Genomic DNA, 23,255 nt, shown 5'->3' with positions numbered 1-23,255 from the left:
TGCGTACTCGAATGGACCGATACGAGGAATTTCTCTCCGTGAATTACCGGAAGGGTTTCACGAAGTCCGACGAATACTCGCTGGACGAGCTGACCGACAGCCTGCGCGCCCGTATCGCCGCAGGTCACTTCAAGCGTGTGGTCTTCACCGGCATGGGGTGCTCGGCGATCGTCTCCGATGTCGTCCGCGCCTTCTTCATCTCCACGGGCACCGAGGTGGAGTTCCACGTCTTCAACGACTACGACCACGCGTACCTGCTGCCGTCCTCCGTCATCGACGACGACCAAACCCTGATCATCCTGAGCTCCTACAGCGGCCACTCCCTGGAGCCCGCGCGGGCCTTCCACGCACTCGCGCACGCCCACGACCGGATGGTCCTGCTCACCTCCGGCGGGCGCCTGGCAGAACTGGGCCGGGAGGCCGGTGTGTCCATCCTCCGCTGGGAGCTGAGCGAGCCCGACCGTGAGTACCCCCTGTTCCACGTGGGGCAGTACTTCGCCATCCTGCTGGACGTCTTCTTCCGGCTGGGCCTGGTCCCGCAGGACTTCGGCGACGAGGTGCGGGCGCTCCCCGGCCACCTGGCCCACGACTTCACCGACGCGCACCGGGAGTTGGCGCGCACGGCGGCCCTGCGCAGCCGGGACGCGAACATCATCATGATCGCCTCGCCGGTGTGGCACGAGAGCCTGCTCAAGCTGGCCAAGATGCACCTCAACGAGATCGCCATGGTGCCGGCCACCCGCAACTATTTCCACGAGTTCTGCCACAGCGAGGTGGCGACCCTGTCGGACCCGACGCGCAAGCACAGCGTGCTGGTCTTCGCCGACGCGGACGACGACGAGTACACACAGGCGAAGCGGAAGAACCTGACGGGCCTGCTCACGAGCGACCGCCCGGAGAACGGGAACATCGAGGTGATCGAGGTCCCCATGGCCGAACCCACCTTCATGCGGAAGTACTTCACCGCCCTGGAGTTCGTCCAGCACCTCACGCTGGCGCTCGGCCGCGCACACGAGACGCGGTCACGCAACCTCATCTCCGAGGCCGCCGGAAACCCCTGGTACCACGGCGACACCATCCTCGCGGAAGCGGCTGCCCGCTAAGGCGTGTCCGCCCTGGTTCGTCGCCGACCGGAGCACGTCTCGTCCCCAAGTGAGCGCAGGAAAAAAGGAGTGTTGGGCCAGTGAACAACCCGGTTCCGACGGTTGCCGAGACGGACGTCGCCATCATCGGCATGGCCGGGCGTTTCCCCGGCGCCGACGACCTGGACTCCTTCTGGCGCCTGCTGAGCGAGGGCGGCGAGGGCATCACCCGCTTCAGCCGCGAGGAACTGGCGGCGGGGGGGGTGCCCGCCCGGCTGCTGGACGACCCGCAGTACGTCCCCGCCCACGGGGTCATCCCGGACGTCGACCTGTTCGACACCGGGTACTTCGAGTTCACCCCGGCCGAGGCCGCGATCACCGACCCGCAGCACCGCATCCTGCTGACGGCCGGTCACGCCGCCCTGGAGCACGCCGGCTACGACCCGGCCCGCTACGACGGGCTGATCAGCGTCTACGCCGGCGCGGCCATCAACACCTACCTCCAGCAGCAGGTCCTGCCCCACGTCGACCAGACCGCCACCTCCGACCACTTCGCGGTGATGGTCGGCAACGACAAGGACTTCCTGGCCACCCGGCTGTCGTACAAGCTCGACCTCAAAGGCCCCAGCTACGCCGTCCAGACGGCCTGCTCCACCTCACTCGTCGCCCTCCATCTGGCCTGCCAGGGCCTGACCAACGGCGAGTGCGACATGGCGCTGGCCGGCGGTGTCACCGTGAAACTGCCGCAGGCCAAGGGGTACCTGTACGAGGAGGGCGCGATCCTGTCCCCGGACGGGCACGTGCGCACCTTCGACGCGGACGCCGGCGGCACCGTCCTCGGCAACGGCGTCGGTGTCCTGGTCCTCAAACTCCTGCGGGACGCCATCGCGGACCGGGACACCATCCACGCCGTCATCAAGGGCACGGCCACCAACAACGACGGCTCCGGCAAGGTGAGCTTCGCCGCGCCCGGCGCCGCCGGCCAGACCGCCGTCATCCGCGAGGCGCACACCGTCTCCGGCGTCGACCCCCGCTCCATCGGATACGTCGAGGCACACGGCACCGCCACCCGCCTCGGCGACCCGGTCGAGGTCTCGGCACTCACCCGGGCATTCCGGGAGTCCACCGCCGACACCGGGTTCTGCGCCATCGGCTCGGTGAAGTCCAACATCGGCCACCTCGACGCGGCGGCCGGTGTGGCCGGTGTGATCAAGACGGTGCTGATGATGAAGCACCGGACGCTGGTGCCGACCATCAACCACACCACCCCCAACCCGGCCATCGACTTCGCGGCCGGCCCCTTCAAGGTGAGCACCGACACCACCCCCTGGACAGGGGAGGGACCGCTGCGCGCGGGCGTCAGCTCCTTCGGCATCGGCGGCACCAACGCGCACGCGATCCTCCAGGAGGCCCCGCCCGCCCCCGTCACCGGTGACGCGCACCGCGCGCAGCACCTGCTGGTGGTGTCCGCCCGTACCGCGACCGCGCTCGCCACGGCCGCGCGGAACCTGGCCGCCCACCTCGACGGCGACGACCCTGCCGCGCTCGCCGACGTCGCCTACACGCTGGCCGTGGGCCGCCGCGCCCACGAGTACCGGCTCGCCGTCACCGGCTCCGACCGCGCCGCCCTCGCCGGGGCGCTGCGCCAGGCCCCGGTCCCCGAGCGGCCCGGGACCGGCGAGGTCTCCTTCGTCTTCGCCGAGGACGTCCCGGACGCGGCGGGCCTGGCCGCCCGGTGGGCCGCCGCCGAGCCCGCCTTCGCCGGGCACCACGAGGCCGCACTCGCCGCGGGCGCCGACCGACTCGGCGAGCGGGGGCGGGCGTTCGCCGTGCAGTACGCGCTCGGCAAGCTGTGGCTCGACTGGGGCCTCACCCCGGTCGCGGTGCACGGCGACGGACTCGCGGCCCGGGCCGCCGCCTGCGTGACCGGGGCGCTGCGGCTCCAGGACGCGCTGACCGGCGACGGCCCCGTACCGCCCGCCGCCCGCACCCGTATCACCGTGCGCGGCGCCCACGACGAGGTCCGCGGTGTCGCCCTCGGCGTGACCGACGGCCCCTGGGACGGCGTGGCCCGCGCCTGGCAGGCCGGCGCCGCCGTCGACTGGGCGGCCTGGTTCGAGGGCGAGGAGCGCGGCCGCGTGCCGCTGCCGACGTACCCCTTCGAGGGCCGCCGCTGCTGGCTGACCGGCCCGGACGGCGGCGCGTCCGCCGACCGGGTCACCGGCCCCGGCCCGCACCCCATGCTGGACGAGAACGTCTCCACCCTGGACACCCTCGCCTACCGCAGCTCCCGCACCGGCACCGAGTTCTACCTCGCCGACCACCGCGTCGACGCCGAGCCCGTCCTGCCCGCCGCCGGACAGCTGGAACTGGCCCGCGCGGCCGGCGAACTCTCCCTCGGCGGACCGGTCCGGCTGCGCAAGGTCTCCTTCGAGCAGCTGCTCTCCTACGCCACCGGGCCGCGCACCGCGCTGGTCCAGCTGTGGCGCGAGCGCGACACGGTCGGCTTCGAACTCACCGCCGACGAGCGGGTGGTCGCGGCCGGCGAGATCCACCCCGCAGCCGCCGAACGCCCGGCGCCGGCCGACCCGGCCGCCGTCGCCGCCCGCTGCGCCGAGTCGGTCGGCCACACCGACTGCTACGACATCCTGCGCGCTCACGGCCTGGACTACGGCCCCCGTATGCGCGCCCTCACCGAGGTCCGGCTCGGCGACGGGGAGGCCCTCGGCACCCTCGAACTGCCCGACGGCGCCTCGCTCGACGGAGTCGTGCTCAACCCCGCCCTCCTGGACGGTGCCCTGCACGCCCTGGTCGTGCTGCTGGCCCGCGCCTACGGCGAGCGGGCCGACGGCTTCCTGCCGCTGGCCCTGGGCGAACTCACCGTGCACGCCCCCGTCACCGGGGCCTGCCACGTCCACGTCACCGCCGGCCGGCTGGGGGAGCGGACCGCGCACGCCGACCTCACCGTCGTGGACACCCACGGCCAGGTCCTGGCCCGTCTGCACGACCTCGCCGTGCGCGTCCTCAGCGAACCCCGCGAGTCGGCCCTGCTGGTCCGCCGCTGGACCGCCGTGCCCACCGAGCCCACCGGCGCACCCCTCGGCGAAACGGCCGCCGTCGTCACCGCCGACCCGGCGCGCGGCGCACAGCTCGCCGCTCACCTCACCGCCCTGGGCATCGGCACGGTCACCCGCGCACTCGACCCGGCCACCGCGCCCGACGTCGCCCTCGTCGACGAACCGACCCCCGAACAGGCGCTGCACGCCGTCCGCACGCTCCTCGCCGCCCGCCCCACCGCACCCGTGCGCGTCCTGCTGCTGCACCGCCATGACACCGACGGCCCACGCCCCGAACACGCCGCACTCGCCGCCTTCGCCCGGACCGTCCGCGCCGAGAACCCCCTCCTCGAAGTGCAGGCCGTCGGCCTCGCCGAGGACGTGACCGAGGCCGACGCGCTCGCCGACGAACTGGCGGGCCACGGCCGCGACCCGGAGGTCGCCCACACCGCACAGGGCCGCCGGATCCCGCAGGCCGAGCCGGCCCCGGCCGCCGCCCCGGCAGCGGTCCGCGACGGCGGCGTGTACGTCGTGACGGGCGGCGCCGGCGGACTGGGCCGCGCCGTCGCCGGCCGGCTGCTCTCCCGGGCCGACGCCCGCGTGGTCCTGCTGGGCCGCAGCGAACGGCCCGCCGACCTGGACGAGCGCCTGGCCTACGCCCGCGTCGACGTGTCCGACCCCGACGCCCTGACCGCCCGACTGGCCTCCATACGTGAGGAGTTCGGACCGCTCACCGGTGTCGTCCACGCCGCCGGTGTGCTGCGCGACGGCTTCGCCCTGAACAAGTCCGCCGAGGACCTCGCCGCCGTCCTCGCCCCCAAGGCCGCCGGACTGCGCGCCCTGGACGCGGCCACCGCCGACGACCCGCTGGACTTCTTCGTCGCCTTCTCCTCCATCGCCGCCCACATCGGCAACCCCGGCCAGACCGACTACGCGTACGCCAACGCCTACCTGGAGGCCTACGCCGAGCGGCACGGCCGGATCACCGCGATCGCCTGGCCGATGTGGGCCGACGGCGGGATGCGCCAGAGCACCGGGGCCGCCGCGGACATCGCCGCCCGCACCGGCTTCGGCGTCCTGCCCACCCAGGCCGGCCTCGACCTGTTCGAGCAGGCCCTCGGCACCCCCGGCGCGCTCGTCGCCGCCTACGGAGACCTGCGCACCATCACCACCGCGCTGACCGCGCCCGCCGCCCGGGCGGCCCGGACCGCACCGGACACCGCGCCGGCCGAGGGCTCCGGCCCGCGCGACGAGGCCCTGCGGCTGCTGCGTGAGCTGATCGCCGCCGAGACCGGCCTGGATCCGGCCGAAGTCGCCGAGGATGCCCCGTTCGACCGGCTCGGCATCGACTCGCTGATGATCGCCAAGCTCAACCGCGAGCTGGACCGGCACTTCGACGCCCTGTCCAAGACCCTGTTCTTCGAATACGCCACCCTGGGCGAACTCGCCGGCTACTTCGCCGAGCACCACGCGGCCGAGCTGACCGGCGGCACACCGGCGGCCGCAGCTGCCGCACCGGTCACGCCCACGGCCGAGGGCACCGCCCCGCGCCCGCGGCGCGCCCCGCGCCGTACCGTACGAGCCGGCGTCGCCGAACCCGCCGAACCCGCCGAACCCGCCGAGCCCGCCGAGGACAACGCCGAGGCCGACGCCATCGCCGTCATCGGCCTGGCCGGCCGCTACCCGGCCGCCGACGACCTCGACGAGCTGTGGACCGGCCTGACCGAGGGCCGGGACGCCATCAGCGAGATCCCCGCGGAGCGCTGGGACAGCAGCCGCTGGTACGACCCGGACCCGGCGGCGCCCGGCCTCGCCCACACCCGGTGGGGCGGATTCCTGCGTGACGTCGACCGCTTCGACCCGCTCTTCTTCGGCATCTCCCCGCGCCAGGCCGAACTGATGGACCCCCAGGAGCGCCTGTTCCTGCAGAACGCCTGGCACGTCCTGGAGGACGCCGGCTACCGCCGCTCCGCCCTGGCCGGCCGGCCCGTCGGCGTGTACGTCGGCGTGATGTACGGCGAGTACCAGTTCCACGGCGCCCTGGACGCCCTGCGCGGCGGGCGACCGCTCACCGGCTCGTCCTTCGCCACCATCGCCAACCGGGTCAGCCACGCCCTGGACCTGTCCGGCCCGAGCATGGCGCTGGACACCATGTGCTCCTCCTCGCTCACCGCCATCCACCTGGCCTGCGAGAGCCTGCGCCGCGGCGAGAGCGAACTGGCCATCGCCGGCGGCGTCAACGTCTCCGTCCACCCGTACAAGTTCGCCTTCCTCAGCCAGGGCCGCTTCCTGTCCTCCGACGGCCGCTGCCGGGCCTTCGGCGCGGGCGGCCACGGCTATGTGCCCGGAGAGGGAGTCGGCGCCGTCCTGCTCAAGCCCTACCGCAAGGCGCTGGCCGACGGGGACCGCATCCACGGCCTGATCCTGGGCAGCGCCGTCAACCACGGCGCCCGCACCAACGGGTACAGCGTGCCCAACCCGCGCGCCCAGCAGCGCGCGATCGACACCGCGCTGGAACAGGCCGGCGTCACCCCACAGGACATCGGCTACGTCGAGGCGCACGGCACCGGCACCGCCCTGGGCGACCCGATCGAGCTGACCGGCCTCACCCACGCCTACCGGTCCGCCGAGGCCGCGCCCGGCACCTGGCCGATCGGCTCGGTCAAGTCCAACATCGGGCACCTGGAGTCCGCGGCCGGCATCGCCGGACTCACCAAGGTGCTGCTGCAGTTCCGGCACCGCACCCTGGTGCCCTCGCTGCACTCGGCCGAGCTGAACCCCAACATCGACTTCGAGCGTTCCCCGTTCCGCGTCCAGCGCGAGCTGTCCGCCTGGCCCGACTCGGACCGGCCGCGCCGGGCCGGCCTCAGCTCCTTCGGCGCGGGCGGCGCCAACGCGCACCTCGTCCTGGAGGAGTCCCCGAACCCCGACCCGGTCACCGGCGTACCGGCGGGCGAGCAGCGCACCGGCGAACCCGTGCTGTTCCTGCTCTCGGCCCGCGACGAGGAACGGCTGCGCGCCTACGCCGCGTCGGCCGCCCGCTTCGTCGAGACCGAGTGCGTGCCGCTCGCCGACCTGTGCTTCACCACCCAGGTGGGCCGCGAGCCCCTCGACGCCCGGCTCGCGGTGGCGGTCACCGACGGCGGCGAACTCGTCGCCGCCCTGCGCCGGTTCGCCGACGGCGGCCCGGCCCCCGACCTCGCCGACGCCGGCCCGGCGGCCGAGCCGGCCCGCCGCTGGCTGGGCGGCGCCGACGTGGACTGGGCGGCCTGGCACGCCGGCCGGCCAGGGCCCGCCCCGCGACGGGTGCGCGCCCCGCAGTACCCGTTCGCCGCGGAGCGCTACTGGATCCCGCTCGACCCCGACCTGGGCACGGCCGCTCCGCATCCGCTGGTCGACGCCAACGAGTCCACCGTCGGCGAGATCCGCTTCCGCAAGACCCTGCGCGCGCACGACCCGCTGCTGCGCGACCACGTGATCGAGGGCCGTCCGCTGCTCGCGGGCGCGGCGACACTGGAGTTCGTCCGCGCCGCCGCCGAACTCGCCGAGCCCGGCACCCGGCACGCCCTGCGCGAGGTGGTGTGGGGCCGGGCCGTTGAACTCGCCGACGGCGAACGGGAGTTGTACGTCTCCTTCCGCCCGGACGGCACCGGGCTGGCCTTCGAGGTGTACAGCGGGACCGGTGCCGACCGCACCACCCACGCCCGCGGCAGTGCCGTCCCGGCCCAGGCCGTCCCGGAGGCCGCCGAGGCCCTCGCCGCGCTGCGCGCCCGGCTGTCCGTCGTACGCGACGGACCCACCACCTACACCGAGTACGCCGCCGCCGGGTTCGCGTACGGCCCCTCCTTCCACGTCATCGACGAGATCCGGGTCGGCCCCGGCGAGGCCCTGGTCCGGCTGGCCCAGGCCGGTCCCGCCCCGGCCACCCAACTGCCCCCGGCGCTCCTCGACGGCGCCCTGCGGGCCTGCCACTGGACCGGCCGGACCACCGCGCCGCGCCCCGGTGAACTCGCCGTCCCCTTCAGCCTCGGCGCCTTGGACTCCTTCGCCGCGCTGCCCGAGGTCTGCCACGCGCACGCCCGGCTGGCCGGCGAGTCGGCGGGCGTGCGCCGCTTCGACGTGACCGTGTACGACGACCAGGGCCACGTGCTCGCCTCCGTGCGGGACTTCGCGGGCCGTCTGCCCGGCACTCAGGCGGCCCTCGCGGGCCCGGCGGCCGGCGCCCGGGCGGAGCCCGAGCCCGCCTCCGGCGAACCCCGCCTCTACGAGCCGTACTGGCGCCCCACCGCCGACCCGGAACCGGCGGATGCCGCCGCGACCCTCGTCCTGCTGGGCCGCCACCCGGAACTGGAGTCCGCGCTGGCCGCGACCGGCAGGTGGCGACGCGTCGTCGCCGTCGGCGAGGACACCGGCCGACTCGCCTTCCTCGCCGACGAGGACGGGCTCGACGTCGCCGTCGTCCTCGGCGACGCGGACGACGGCTCGCCCGCCGACCTGCTCGACCGCGCCTGCGCCCCCGTCCTGGACGTGCTCGACGCGGCCCGCACCGGCGTGCTGCCCGGCCGGGTGCGGTGCCTGGCCCTGCACACGCACAACGCGGGCGAGGACCGCCCCGAGTGGGCCGCCCTGGCCGGGTTCGCCCGCTCCACGGGACCGGTCGCGCCGCGCCTGGAACTGCTCACCCTCGGCGTGGACATCGCGGCCCCGGCCGCCGAGGTCGCCCGGGCCGTGGCGGTGGAACTGCGCGCCGCACCCCGCGCCGCGGGCCTGGAGGTCCGCCGCACGGCCTCCGGCGAACGCCAGGTACGGGCCCTGCGCCCGCTCACCGACCCGGCCGGCCCGGCCGACGTCCCCCTGCGGGACGGGGGCGTGTACGTCGTGACCGGCGGCGCCGGTGCCATCGGCCGGGTCCTCGCCGAGCACCTGGCCCGCACCCACGCGGCCAAGCTGGTGCTGATCGGCCGCTCCGAGCCCGACGAGCACTCCCGCGCCTGGCACCGCACGCTGACCGGCCTCGGTGCCGAGGTGCTCGCGCTGCGCGCCGACGTGGCCCGGGCCGACGAACTGGGCGCGGCGCTGGCCGCCGCCCGGGACCGGTTCGGCGCCCTGCACGGCGTGTTCCACCTGGCGGGCGTCGCCGACGAGGGCCGCGCCGACGGCGACCGGGAACGCTTCGCCCGGCTGCTCGGCGCCAAGACACACGGCCTGGTCCACCTGGACCGGCTGACCCGCGAGGACCCTCTCGACCTCTTCGTGGTCTTCTCCTCCGTCTCCTCCCTCATCGGTGACTTCGGAGCGGCCGGCTACGCCACCGCCAACCGCTTCGCCGACCTCTACACGGTGCTCCGCGACCGCCGGGTGAGCCGGGGCGCGGGACACGGCCGCAGCCTCTCCCTGGCCTGGCCGCTCTGGGCGGTCGGCGGGGTCGACGGGCTGGTCCGCGAGGAGGAACTGGCCGCGTACACCCGCCGCAGCGGGATGCGTGCGCTGACCGCGCAAGCGGGCCTCGACCTCCTCGCCCGCTCCTTCGCCCCCGGCGCCCCGTGGCTCGTGCCCGCCTGGGGCGACCCGGCGGCCGTCGACGCCGCCCTGACGTCCACGCCCGCCCCGTCCCGGCCCCTCGCGCCGCAGCCCGTCGACGCCGCCCGCGCCGACCGGCTCCGGGACCGGTTGGTGGAGCACCTGCGCGAGGTCCTCGGCGGTGTGCTCAAGCTGCCCGCCGGGCGCCTCGACAGCCGCGTCCCGCTGGACGACTACGGCCTGGACTCGGTGCTGGTCATGGAGTCCAACTCGCTGCTGGGCAAGGACTTCCCGGGCCTGCGCGGCACCGTGTTCTTCGAGTTCCGGACGGTCGACGAGCTGGCCGGCCACATCCTCACCGAGCAGGCCGACGCCGTCACCCGTCTGTTCCCCGAGGAGACCGAGCCGGCGCGGCAACAGACACAGCCGTCACAGCAGGACGCCGCTCCCGTGCCCGCGTCCGTGCCCGCCCCGGGCCCGCACACCCCGCCCGTCCGCCGGGACGCCGACGAGCCGATCGCCGTCATCGGCATCAGCGGCCGCTACCCCCAGGCGGACACCCTGGAGGAGTTCTGGCGCAACCTCGCCGAGGGCCGCGACTGCGTCACCGAGGTCCCCGCGGACCGCTGGGACGCCGACGCCCTGTTCGACGCGGACCCGGCCGCACCGGGCCGCAGCTACAGCCGCTGGGGCGGCTTCCTGTCGGACGTGGACTCTTTCGACTCGCTGTTCTTCCAGATCGCGCCCAAGCAGGCCCGCACGATGGACCCGCAGGAGCGGCTCTTCCTGCAGACGGCCTGGTCGGCGCTGGAGAACGCCGGCTACCCGCCGTCCCGGATCCCGGCGCCCCGCCACGGCGGCCAGGGGCACGACGCCGGCGTGTTCGTCGGCGTCATGTGGGACGACTACGCCATCCTCGCCGCCGCCGAGTCGGTCCGCGGCAACCACCAGGTCGTGCTGGCCAACCGTTCCGCCATCGCCAACCAGGTCTCCTACTTCGGCGACTTCCGCGGCCCGAGCGTGGTGATCGACACCGCCTGTTCCGCGTCCCTCGTCGCCGTGCACCAGGCATGCGAGAGCATCCGCCGCGGCGAGTGCTCGTACGCCATAGCCGGCGGCGTCAACGTCGCCGTGCACCCCGACAAGTACGTGCACCTCAGCCGCAAGACCATGCTGTCCGCCGACGGCCGCTGCCGGGCCTTCGGCGCGGGCGGCACCGGGTACGTGCCCGGCGAGGGTGTCGGCGCGGTGGTGCTCAAGCGGCTGTCGGACGCGGTCCGTGACGGCGACACCGTGCACGCCGTGATCCGGGCCAGCGCCGTCAACCACGGCGGCCGGACCAGCGGCTACACCGTGCCCAACCCGCAGGCCCAGCAGGCGCTGGTGGAACAGACGCTGGCCGCAGCGGGCATCGACGCCCGCACCATCGGCTGCGTCGAGGCGCACGGCACCGGCACCGCCCTGGGCGACCCGATCGAGCACACCGCACTGGCCCAGGCCTTCGCCCGGCACACCGGCGACAAGGGATTCTGCGCGATCGGCTCGGTGAAGTCCGCGATCGGCCACCTGGAGGGGGCCGCCGGGATCGCCGGCCTCACCAAGGCCGTCCTGCAGGTGCGCCACGGCACCCTGCTGCCCACGCTGCACGCCGAGGAACTCAACCCGGTCATCGACTTCGAGAACTCGCCGTTCACCGTGCAGCGGGAGACCGCGCCGTGGCCGCGGGCACACGACGGTGACGGGCGTCCGCTGCCGCGCCGCGCCGCCGTCAGCTCGTTCGGGGCGGGCGGCACCAACGCGCACGTCGTCGTGGAGGAGTACATGACCCCCGAGCCCGCCCCGGCCGGACCCGAGCAGGCGGAGCTGATCGTCCTGTCCGCCCGCGACGAGGACCGGCTGCGCGCCCGCGCCGCCGACCTGGGCCGCGCCCTCGCCGAGCCGGGTGCCCCGAGGCTGGCCGACGTCGCCCACACCCTGCGCGTGGGCCGCGAACCCCTCGCCGTACGGCTGGCGTTCGTCGCCGCCGACCTCGCGGACGCGGCCGCCAAGCTCGCCGCCGTCGGCCGGGGCGAGGGCGGCCAGTGGCTGCACCGGGGCCGGGTGGAACAGCACCCGGCGCTGGCCGGCCTGCTGACCGACGGCGTCGGCGGCGCGGACTTCCTCGCCGCCCAGATCGCGGCCGGTGCCGACGACCTCCTCGGCCGGCTGTGGGTCTCCGGCGTCACCGTCGACTGGGACCTGCTGCACCGCCTGCGCCCCGCCGAGCGCCGCCGGGTGCCGCTGCCGACGTACCCCTTCGAGCGGGTACGGCACTGGCTCGACACCACGCCCGCCGCCGCCCCCGCGCAGGGTCCGCGCCGGTGGGAGCGCAGGCTCGCCGCCGACGAGCCCGTGCTGCGCGACCACGTGGTCGACGGGCGGCCCATCCTGCCCGGCGTCGGCCACCTGGACCTGGTCGCCGAGGCGAGCGGGGGACTGGCCGGGCGGGCCTGCACGGACGTCCGCTGGGTCGTCCCGCTGGCCCTGAGCGGGGCCGAGGAGACGGTGGCGGTGGCCTTCGACGGCGACCGGTACGAGATCCGCGGCGCCGACGACGCCGTACGCTCCTGCGGCCGCCTCGCCGCCGCCCCGGCCGCGCCCGCCCCCCTCGACGTCACCGCGCTGCGGGCCCGCCTGGACGAAGGCGCGGGCGAAGACTCCTTCTACCGGGCGCTGGCCGGACAGGGACTGCCGTACGGGCCGTTCTTCCGCCGCGTCCGGCAGGTGTGGACCGGCCGGGACGAAGTGCTCGGCCGGATCGGGGAGCCCGCCGGCGACGACCCGGCGCACGCACTGCACCCGGGCGTCCTGGACGCCGCCCTGCACACCGTCGCCGCCCTGCTGGTCCGCCGCCGGGGCGAACACGCGAGGCCGATGCTGCCGTTCGCGGCCGACCGCGTCGAGGTGTTCGGCGCCGTCCCCACCACCGGCTGGTCGTACGTCCGGGAGACCGGAACCGACCGCTGCGAGGTGCTGCTCTGCGACGACACCGGCGCGGTACGGGTCCGGTTCGAGGGCCTGACCTACCGCGAGGCCAAACCGTCCGCGGTGGTCGTGCACCGGCCGGCGTGGACCGCCCGGCCCGCCGAGGAGCGCGCCGAGGCCGCCCGCGGCGTGCTGCTGGTCGGGGAGCGGCTGGACGCCGAGCCCGCCACCGGAATCGCCCGCGCCCACCACGGCGCCGACGTACGACGGCTCCCCGTCGGCCCCGGCGGGCTCGCGGACGCCGAACTCGACCGCGCCCTGGCCGGATCCGGCGCACCGGACCTGGTCTACTTCCTCGCCACGGCCCCCGGGCGCGAGCCCGCCGGCCGCCCCGAACTGCGCGCCCTGACCGACCGGGGCCCGGTCGCCCTGTACCGCCTGGTGCGGGCGCTGGCGCGGCACGGCCTGCTGGAGCGCGAGACACGCCTGAAGGTCGTCACCACGGACGTCCACCCGCTCCAGGCGGGCGACGACTCCTCCCCGTGGGCCGCCGGGACCGCCGGCCTGGCCGCCGTCGCGGCCAAGGAGTTCCCCGCGCTGCGCGTGGCGCTCGTCGACGTACGTGCGGCGGAGGCCGCCCAGGCTGCCGACGCGATCGTGGCCGAGCCGTTCCCGGCCCGGCCGGTGCCGGTGTCGCTGCGCGCGGGCGTCCGCCGGGTGCGCACCCTGGAGCGGGTCGAACTGCCCGCCGCCGCACCCCGGTTCCGCCCGGGCGGCGTCTACCTGGTCGTCGGCGGGCTCGGCGCCGTCGGCCGGGACACCTGCCGGCACCTGGCCCGCGCCTACGGGGCGAAGCTGGTCGTGGTCGGCCGCTCCCCGCTCGACGAGACCCGGCGGCAGACCGTCGCGGAGCTGGAGAAGGCGGGCGCCGAGGTCCGCTACCTCGCCCTCGACGCCACCGACCCGGACGCGCTGAAGGAGGCCGTCGACCTCGCCGTACAGGAGTTCGGCGCCCTGCACGGGGTGATCAACGCCGCGATGGTGCTGGTCAACCAGGTGCTGAGGGAGTTGCCGGAGGACGCGCTGCGGACCGCCCTGGAGTCCAAGACCGACTCCACCTGGAGCCTGCTGCACGCGGTGCGCGAGGTGCCGCTGGACTTCGCGCTCCTCTACTCGTCCGGCGTCGCCTTCGAGGGCAACCACGGCCAGGCCGGCTACGCCGCCGGCTGCACCTTCGCCGACGCCTTCGCCCTGCACGCCGCCCGCACCCTGCCCTTCCCGGTAAGGGTCCTCAACCTCGGCTACTGGCACGCGGGCGGCGACCCGGAGCGGGAGCGGGTGCTGCGCCGCTTCGGCGCCGCCGGCATCCGGCCGCTGAGCGCCGAGCAGGGCATGACCGTCGTCGAGCGGACCCTCGCGGCCGGGCTGCCCCAGGTGTTCGCCCTGGACGCCGACCGGCCCATCCTGGACAACCTCGGCATCGACCCCGACCGCACCCTCAGCGTCCTGCCGGGCGGTGCGCCGGACCCGCTGCCCGAGGTCCGCTTCCCGGGCGTGCCCGGCGCCGACCGTGAACTGGCCGCGCACCAGCGTGCGGTCGCCGAGGCGGAGGACCTGGCGCTGCGCCTGCTGGCGTCGGTGCTCGACCGGGCCGGGCTGTCCGGTGCGGGCGAGGCGTCCCGGGAGGAACTCGCGGCCCGGCTGGGCGTGGTGCCCGAGCACGCCGCGCTGTTCCAAGCGCAGCTGGACATGCTGGCCGAGGCGGGCCGGCTGACCGTCACGGACGGCGGCCGTCTGCGCCCGACGGGCCGCAGCACCGAACCCGAAGAGGAACTCATCGCCGAGCTGGGCCGGTTGACGGAACGTCACCCCTCCCTCGCGCCGGTCGTCACGCTCCTCGCTGACTGCCTGACCGCGCTGCCCGACGTGCTCACCGGCCGCCGCCCCGCCATGGAGATCCTCTTCCCCGACGGCTCCGCCGAGCGGGTGGCCGCCGTCTACCGGGGCGACCCGGTCACCGACCGCTGCAACGGGGAGGTGGCGCGGCTCGTGGCCGAGCAGGTCGAGGCCCGCCGGGCCGCCGACCCCGCCGCACCGGTGCGGATCCTGGAGATCGGCGCCGGCACGGGCGGCACCACGGCGGCCGTGCTCGCCGCCCTCGCCCCCTACGGCGACGGCATCGAGTACGTCTTCACGGACGTCTCCCCGGCCTTCGTCCGCAAGGCCAGGAACCGCTTCGGCGCGCAGTACCCCTTCACCCGCTTCGAGGTGCTGGACATCGAGGCCGACCCGGCCGGGCAGGGCATGACCCCCGGCGCCCACGACATGGTGCTCGCCACCAACGTCCTGCACGCCACCCGGCGGCTGTCCGACACGCTGACCGGGGCCAAGCGGCTGTTGCGGCGGGGCGGCGCCCTGCTGCTGGTGGAGGGCACCCGGGCGCGCCACCAACTGGCGCTCGTCTTCGGCCTGACGGCCGGCTGGTGGGTGTTCTCGGACCCCGAGCAGCGCATGCCCCGCTCCCCGCTGGCGAGCGAGCGCCAGTGGCGGGACGCGCTGGCCGCGTGCGGCTTCACGGACATCAGCGCGGCCGCCCCGACGACGGAGGCCGGACCGGCCTTCCAGAGCGTCATCGCGGCCGTCAGCGACGGCGTGGTGCCCGGCGACGGGCCTGCTCCCGCGACCGGGCACGAGCCGAGGCGGACCACGGCCCCGCCCCCGGCGCCGGGTTCCGCCGTGGCCCCGACTGCCCCGGCCGCCCCCGTCTCCCCGGCCGCCCAGGACGACACCCTGCGCCAGGTGACGGACGTCTTCGCCCGCGTCCTGGAGATGACCCCCGACCGGCTCGACCCCGACCTCACCTTCGAGAACTACGGCGTGGACTCGCTCGTCGTCCTTGAACTGACCCGCGCCCTGGAAGCGGTCTACGGCCCCCAGCCGGCGACCCTGCTGTTCGAGCGGATCACCATCCGTCAGCTGGCCGGTCACTTCGGCGCCCGGGCGCACAGCCCCGGAACCCCCGAAACCGCCGACACCCCGGTCACCCCGGTCACCCCGGTCACCCCCGTCACCCCCGTCACCACTCCCCAGCCCACCACCCCCGCAGCGCCCGAACCCGCCCCGGCCGGCGACGCCGAGCGCCTGGTCGCGGGCCTGTCCGACGCAGCCGTCGACGAGCTGCTGGCCGAACTGCTCTCCCAGCGCGGGGAGTCCGAAGGAGGCGGACGATGACTGCCGAGCCGTTCAGCTGTGTCGTGATCGGCGAGGAGACCCTCCTCGTCGAGTGCACCAGGCTGCTCGTGGCCCGCGGACACACGGTGGCCGCCGTGGTGTCCCCGTCCGCCGAGCTGCTCGAGTGGGCCGAGGGGGAGGGGCTGCCCGCCGTACCGTTCGGCGCGGACCTCGCCGAGCGGCTGGCCCCGCTGCGCTTCGACTACCTGTTCAGCATCGCCAACCTCCGGATGCTCCCGGAGGAGGTGCTCGCCCTGCCCACCCGGCTGCCCGTCAACTTCCACGACGGTCCGCTGCCCAGGCACGCGGGTCTGTTCGCCACCAGCTGGGCCATCCTCGACGGCGACAAGCAGCACGGCGTCACCTGGCACGTGATGCACCTGGAGGCCGACAGCGGCGACGTGCTCAAGCAGCGCACGGTGCCCGTCGACCCGGCGGCCACGGTGCACGACCTCGACGTCGCCTGCTTCGAGGCGGGTGTCGAGTCCTTCGCCGAACTCGTCGACGAACTGGCCGCCGGCACGGCCACCCGCACGCCGCAGGACATGGGCCTGCGGACCTACCACGGCCGCTACGACGGCCTGCCCCGGGGCGGTGTGTTCGACTGGCGCCAGCCCGCCGCCGAACTGGACGCACTGGTGCGGGCCACCGCGTTCGGGCGCCGCCGCAACGACTTCGGCACGGCGCTGCTCGCCCGCGGTGACGACCTGCTGGCGGTCCGCGCCGTGGAGGTCACCGACCGGCCCTCCACCGCCGAGCCCGGCACCGTCGTCGACGTCGGCTCCGACGCCCTCACCGTGGCCACCGGCGACCGGGACGTCCGCCTCACCGACCTCGCCGCCCTCTCCGGGGAACGGCTCGACCTCCTCGCCCTGGCCCGGGAACTCGGCGGCCGCTTCCCGCACCTGCCCGATCCGGCCGTGGCCGAACTGGCGGAGGCCGCCCGCGCCGCCCACCGCCAGGAGCGCCGCTGGCTGCGCGCCCTGCGGTCGCTGCGGCCGGTGCTCCCGCCGAGATTCGGCCCGCTGACCCCGGTCGCCCGCCCGGCGGGCCCGGTCCCGCTGCCCGAGGCCCTGCGCGAGCGGGGAACGCGGCCCGAGAGGACGGCCCTCGCCGCCGCCCTGGCCTTCCTCACCCGGCTCACCCGGGGCGACGAGCGGCACGTCGCCGTGACCGTCCCACGGGCGGCTTCCTCGGCCTCCCCGGCCGCCTCCCGCATCCTGGCGTCCGACGTGCCCCTGCACGCCCCGGAAGGGCTGCTCGCCCTGCCCCTGGCCGGCCTCACCGAGCTGATCGGCACCGCACTCGACGCACTCCGGGACGCAACGCCGTACCGGCGTGACGTGCCCCTGCGCCACCCGGACCTGACCGGCGCCGCCCGCACCGGGCTGCCCGTCGCCGTCGTACTGCCCGGCGGCGCGGCCGAACCGGGTGACCGGCCGCTGACCATCCGCATCGACGCCGACGGAGCCGTCGGCTTCCACGCGGGCGCCGGACTGACCGCGGACCACGAGCGCTGGCTCGCCGGGCACTTCGCGGCCTTCCTCGACGCCCTCGCCGCCGACCCCGACCGCCCGCTCGGCACCGCCGACCTGCTCGCACCCGAGGAGCGGGAGCTGCTGCTCGGCCGGTGGAACGACACCGACGAGGAGTATCCGCGCCAGGAGACCGTGAGCCGGCTGGTCACCGACATCGCCTGCGCCGCACCGGACACCACCGCCGTCCGCTTCCAGGACCGCGCCCTCAGCTACGGCGAACTCGACGAGGCCGCCGACCGGCTGGCCCGGCACCTCGCCGGCCTCGGCGCGGGCCCCGGCACGCTCGTCGGCGTCTACCTGGAGCGCTCGCCCGAACTGCTGGTCAGCCTGCTCGCCGTCCTGCGCACCGGCGCCGCCTACGTGCCGATCGACCCGATCTACCCGCCCGCCCGGATCGGTCACATGCTCCAGGACTCCGGCGCCCGACTGGTCGTGACCGACGAGACGCTGGGCGGCACCCTGGCGGAGTTCCCGGTCACCCCGGTACCGGTTTCCACGGCGCTCACCGCCGGGCCACCGGCAGTCCCCCTCGACCGCTCCGACCCGGACAGTCCCGCCTACGTGATCTACACCTCCGGCTCCACCGGCCTGCCCAAGGGCGTCCAGGTCGGCCACCGGGCGCTGGTCAACTTCCTCTGGACGATGGCCCGCAGGCCCGGCTTCGGCTCCCGGGACTCGCTGCTCGCGCTGACCACCGTGTGCTTCGACATCGCGGGCCTGGAGCTGTACCTGCCGCTGGTGCGGGGCGGCACCGTGGAGATCCTGTCCGCTGCCGAGGCCGCCGACGGCGTCGCCCTGCGCGAGCGCGTGGAATGCTCCGCGCCCACTGTCCTGCAAGCCACCCCGACCACCTGGCAGATGCTGCTCGCCGCCGGCTGGAGCGGCGATCCGGTGCTGCGGGCGCTGTGCGGCGGCGAACCGCTGCCGCCCGAGCTGGCCGCACAACTCGCGCCCCGCGTCGGCGCGTTGTACAACATGTACGGCCCGACCGAGACCACCATCTGGTCCACCGTGGACCGGGTGGCGCCCGGCGAGGCGGCCACCATCGGCCGCCCCATCGGCAACACCCGCTGCCACGTCGTCGACGAGCGCGGCGTCCTGGTACCGCCCGGCATCCCCGGCGAGCTGTACCTGTCCGGCGACGGAGTCGCCGACGGCTACCTCGGCCGGCCCGAGCTCACCGCCGAACGCTTCGTCACCGCCCCCGGCGGCGGCACCGGCCGCGCCTACCGCACCGGCGACCTGGTACGCCACCTGCCCGACGGCCGCCTGGAGTACCTGGAGCGGATCGACGGCCAGATCAAGCTGCACGGCTACCGGATCGAACTCGGCGAGGTGGAGTCCGCCCTGAGCGGACTGCCCGGCGTCACCGCCGCCGTCGCCGTAGTCCGCGAGGACCGGCCCGGCGAACGCCGCCTGGCCGGCTACCTGGTCGGCCCGGCCGGCCCGCTGGACACCGCGGGGCTGCGCGCCGCCCTGGCCGAGCGCCTGCCCGCCTACATGGTTCCCTCCGCCCTGGTCGTCCTGCCCCGGCTGCCGCTCACCCCGAACGGCAAGGTCGACCGGGGGGCCCTGCCCAAGCCGGACGTCGTCCGCGTCGCGGGCGGCGCGGCGGCCGTCCGCACCGACCTGGAGCGGCGCATCGCCGAGGTCTGGTGCGAGGCGCTCGGCCTGGAGTGGGTCGGCGCCGAGGACAACTTCTTCGACGTCGGCGGCGACTCGCTGCGCCTGACGTCCGTGGTGGCGACCCTGCGCGAGCGGCTCGGCCTCCAGGTCACCCGCCTCGACATGTTCGGCCACCCGACCGTGCGGGCCATGGCCGCCCATGTCGCCGACGCCGAGGCCGACGGCCCCGCCGCGGCCGCCGCGGCCCGGCCCAGGCGCTCCAGGGACACGGCGGCGCTCGCCCGCCGCCGCGACCGCAGGGGGCGGCGCTCATGACCGGCCGCCACGATTTCGCCACACCCACCGCACAACCCGATCCGTCCGTCACACCAGGGGGTTCCGTGTCCAGCTGCCAGGTCTGCTCACTCAAGGCCGGCCATCCGGGAGTGGTGCTCGACGACCAGGGGGTGTGCAACCTGTGCAACCTGGACTTCGCCGAGGACCTGCTCGTCAACTACCGCTACACCAGCGAGGTGTTCACCGAGTTCCAGCAGGCGCAGCCCGGCGCCGGCGAGTACGACTGCCTGTTCATGTACAGCGGCGGCAAGGACAGCACGTACATGCTGGACAAGTTCGTCAACGAGTACGGCAAGCGGGTGCTGGCCTTCACCTTCGACGTGCCCTTCGAGAGCGTGCACGCCGCCCAGAACATCGCGCTGGCCCGGGAGAAGATCCCGGCGACGTTCGTCCTCGACGCGGACGACGACAACATCAAGCTGATGATGCGCGAGGTGTTCAACCGCCCCGCGCCGAAGCAGCCCGGCAAGTACCTCGACGAGAAGCTGCCCTGCGTCTCCTGCCGCACCTTCTTCGTGCTCCGCGCGATCCTCATGGCCTACCGGCAGAAGATCCCCTACATCGCGCTGTGCGCCGACCCGCAGCAGATCCTCACCATGGAGTCCAACGTCCGGGAGATCGTGCGCGGCTTCTACAAGACGTTCGGCGAGCGGCTCACCGACACGCTCTTCGCCGGGCAGCTGGAGGAGCTCCTCTTCGACGACGACGAGAACCTGCCGAAGATCGTCTTCCCGTTCATCGCCATGCGGCACGAGTACGACCCCGACCGCATCGTGGAGGAACTGCGCGCCAAGGGCCTGTACCAGTCCTCGCCGCTGGAGACCCACTGCACGCTCTTCCCGCTGCTGAACTACTACTCGTTCTCCAACTTCGACTGCATGTTCTACAAGCTCAACGCGGCCAGCCACGTGCGGTCCGTCAAGCGCAACGCCTCCTACGACCGCAACACCTTCAGCATCAAGTTCCCGCGCTCGCTCGACCTCGCCGACGTCGAGGACCGGCTCGGCAGGGTCGTCAAGGAGATCGCGGCGGGGGAGGGCGACCGCGACGAGCACGAGCGCAGCCTCGTCGACCTCTTCCAGCGCATGGACGCCTCCGAGGACGCCGCCCGCTTCGTCGCCCGCAGCTTCCTCGACATGCGATCCGTCGCCGCCGACCTCGGCATACGGCTGAGCTGACACCCGAGCAGGAGAACCCGCACCATGACGCTTTCCGACTCCGACGTCGCCATCATCGGCATGGCCTGCCGCTTCCCGGGCGCCGACTCCGTCGACCGCTTCTGGGACGTGCTCAGTGAAGGCCGCGAGACGCTGACCCGGTACACCGACGAGGAACTCCTCGCCGCCGGCGTGCCCGCCGCCCGGCTGGCCGACCCGCGCTATGTGAAGGCCGCCCAGACCATCCCCGGTACCGACCTGTTCGACTCCGAGCTGTTCCAGTTCACCCAGGACGAGGCCGAGATCCTCGACCCGCAGCACCGGGTCTTCCTGGAGTGCGCCCTGGAGGCCCTGGAACGGGCCGGCTACGACCCCGAGCGCACCGACGCCCACATCGGCGTCTACGCCGGCGCCGGCATGAACACCTACCTGCTGCACAACCTGGGCGAGCGCTACCGGGCCGCGTCCTCCGTGGACCACTACCGGCTGATGCTCGCCAACGACAAGGACTTCCTCGCCACCCGGGTGTCGTACAAGCTCAACCTGACCGGCCCCAGCGTCAACATCAACACCGCCTGCTCCACCTCGCTGGTCGCCGTGCACACAGCCTGCCTCGCCCTGCTCGGCGGCGAGTGCGACATGGCCCTGGTCGGCGCGGTCCACCTCAACCCGCCGGGCCAGGGCTACCAGTACCAGGAAGGCATGATCTTCTCGCCCGACGGCCACTGCCGCGCCTTCGACGCCGAGGCCCGCGGCACCGTGATCGGCAGCGGCGCCGGAGCGGTCGTCCTCAAGCGGCTCAAGGAGGCCCTCGCCGACGGCGACTGGATCCACGCCGTCATCAAGGGCTCCGCCATCAACAACGACGGCTCCGCCAAGACCGGTTACACCGCGCCCAGCATCTCCGGGCAGGCCGCCGTCATCGCCGACGCCCAGGACGTCGCCGACGTCGACCCCGAGACCATCGGCTACGTCGAGGCGCACGGCACCGGCACCCCGCTCGGCGACCCCATCGAGGTCGCCGCCCTCACCGAGGCCTTCCGCGACGGCACCGACCGCACCGGGTACTGCGCGCTCGGCTCGGTGAAGACCAACATCGGGCACCTGGACACGGCCGCCGGCATGGCGGGCCTGATCAAGACCGCGCTGATGCTGGAGCACCGCACCCTGGTGCCCAGCCTGCACTTCAACGAGCCCAACCCGGACATCGACTTCGCCGCCGGCCCGTTCTTCGTCAACACCGAGAAGACCGACTGGAAGAGCGAGACCGGCTCGCTGCGCGCCGGCGTCAGCTCCTTCGGCATCGGCGGTACGAACGCCCATGTGATCCTCCAGGAGGGCCCGGCCCGCGATCAGGTCCCGCAGGAGAGCCGGCCGGAGCTGCTGGTCCTCTCCGCCCGCTCCGAGGACGCCCTCGGCCAGACCGCCGCCGCCCTGGCCCGCCATCTGCGGGCCCACCCCGGCCTCGACCCGGCCGCCGTCGCCCAGACCCTCGGGCTCGGCCGCCGCGCCCACACCCACCGGCTGGCCCTGGTCGCCGGCAGCACCCGCTCCGCGGCCATGGCGCTCGCCCTCGGCGACGAGGAGCGCATTCGCCGAGGCGTGACCGGACGCGAGCCGAGCGCCCCCGTCCTCGTCCTGACCGGCACCGGCGCCGCCCCGGCCGACACGGCCGAGCTGTACGCGTCGGTGCCCGCCTACCGGGACGCCGCCGACGCCTGCGCCGCCGCCCTCGGGCGCCCAGGCGAGGCCGAGGCCCTCCTCGCCGAGGACGACGCGGTCGCCGCCTGCTGCCACGAGTACGCCCTCGCCGGCGCCCTCACCGCCTGGGGCGTCGCACCGGCCGGCCTCGCCGCGACCGGCACCGGCCTCGCCACGGCCGCCGCCCTCTCCGAGGCCCTCCCGCTCGCCGACGCCCTCGCCCTGGCCCGCGGCACCGCCCCGCACCGCGTCGCCCCGCCCCGGCTGCCCGTCGTATCGCCGCGCACCGGCCGCTGGATGACCGAGGACGAGGGCCGCGATCCCGCCGTCTGGACCGGCCAGGCCGACGCGACCGCATCGCTGGACGCGCTGCTCGACGGCACCGGCCGGCACGCGGTCCGCCTCACCCCACCGGACGGCGAACCCGGCGGCCTCACCCACCTGCTCACCCTCGCCGCCGACCAGTGGGTGCTCGGCGCCGACCTCGACTTCGCGGCCGTGCACACCGGCCGGGACATCCGCCGGGTGCCCCTGCCCACCCACCGCTTCGCGCGCCGGCGGCACTGGGCGGAGCCCGGCGCTCACGGTCCCCGGAGCGAGGCGGCACCGGCCGCGGACCGGCTGATCGCCCGCTTCGACCCGGCCGACCCGCAGCAGAACGTCGACCTGATCCGGGATTACGTCACCGAGGCGATCGGCAAGGTCCTCGGCGGCCGGCACCTCGCCGCCCTCGACACCAACCTCTTCGACCTGGGCCTCGACTCCCTGGTGCTCATCGAGGTGGTCGCCAAGCTCGGCGAGGAGCTGGGCTTCGAGGTCCCGGCCGCCTCCTTCGTCGAGTTCCCCACCATCCGGTCCTTCGTGGACAACCTCGCCGAGCTGATGGGCCTCGCCCCCGGCACGGCCCCGGGCGGCGACGGCACCGCCCAGGCGCCGCGCACCTCCCGGCGAGCCCAGCGCGCGGCCGCCCGCCACACCGGCCAGGCCTGATCCCCTCCCGGCGGCGACGCCCCGGCCCACGGTGGCCGGCCGAAGACCTGTGAG

Annotated in this window: 5 protein-coding genes; all 5 read left to right on the top strand. The window is 74.8% G+C overall.

The genetic code is table 11. The features are described from left to right. The first annotated feature begins 38 nt into the window (after positions 1 to 38). The 5 genes from AB5J49_RS09165 (at position 39) to AB5J49_RS09145 (ending at position 23,201) form a co-directional block, all read left to right on the top strand. The gene (locus AB5J49_RS09165) at positions 39 to 1,103 is read left to right on the top strand and encodes an SIS domain-containing protein (protein ID WP_369168031.1); all 1,065 of its coding nucleotides are present in this window, start codon (positions 39 to 41) and stop codon (positions 1,101 to 1,103) included. A gap of 80 nt (positions 1,104 to 1,183) precedes the next feature. Beyond that, positions 1,184 to 15,853 (top strand): SDR family NAD(P)-dependent oxidoreductase, encoded by a 14,670-nt coding sequence (locus AB5J49_RS09160; RefSeq protein ID WP_369168030.1) that lies wholly within the window; start codon positions 1,184 to 1,186, stop codon positions 15,851 to 15,853. Then, positions 15,850 to 19,332 carry an amino acid adenylation domain-containing protein gene (locus tag AB5J49_RS09155; RefSeq protein WP_369168029.1) on the top strand — a complete coding sequence of 1,161 codons (3,483 nt, stop codon included), beginning with the start codon at positions 15,850 to 15,852 and terminating at the stop codon, positions 19,330 to 19,332. The genes AB5J49_RS09160 and AB5J49_RS09155 overlap by 4 nt, the downstream gene beginning before the upstream one ends. 65 nt (positions 19,333 to 19,397) lie before the next feature. Continuing rightward, positions 19,398 to 20,531 carry an OzmP gene (locus AB5J49_RS09150; RefSeq protein ID WP_369168028.1) on the top strand — a complete coding sequence of 378 codons (1,134 nt, stop codon included), beginning with the start codon at positions 19,398 to 19,400 and terminating at the stop codon, positions 20,529 to 20,531. A 24-nt stretch (positions 20,532 to 20,555) separates the two neighbouring features. Next, positions 20,556 to 23,201, top strand: coding sequence for a type I polyketide synthase (locus AB5J49_RS09145; RefSeq protein WP_369168027.1), 2,646 nt, complete (start codon positions 20,556 to 20,558; stop codon positions 23,199 to 23,201). Positions 23,202 to 23,255: the final 54 nt, after the last annotated feature.

The organism is Streptomyces sp. R28 (assembly GCF_041052385.1).
Lineage (GTDB): Bacteria > Actinomycetota > Actinomycetes > Streptomycetales > Streptomycetaceae > Streptomyces.
Note: the sequence above shows the minus strand (reverse complement) of the source record. Positions and strands in the feature narration are given on the sequence as shown.

What these genes read in the sequence shown, in the direction of transcription:
- AB5J49_RS09155 (WP_369168029.1), top strand. Translation starts at nt 15,850, where the DNA reads ATGACTGCCGAGCCGTTCAGCTGTGTCGTGATCGGCGAGGAGACCCTC.
- AB5J49_RS09145 (WP_369168027.1), top strand. Translation starts at nt 20,556, where the DNA reads ATGACGCTTTCCGACTCCGACGTCGCCATCATCGGCATGGCCTGCCGC.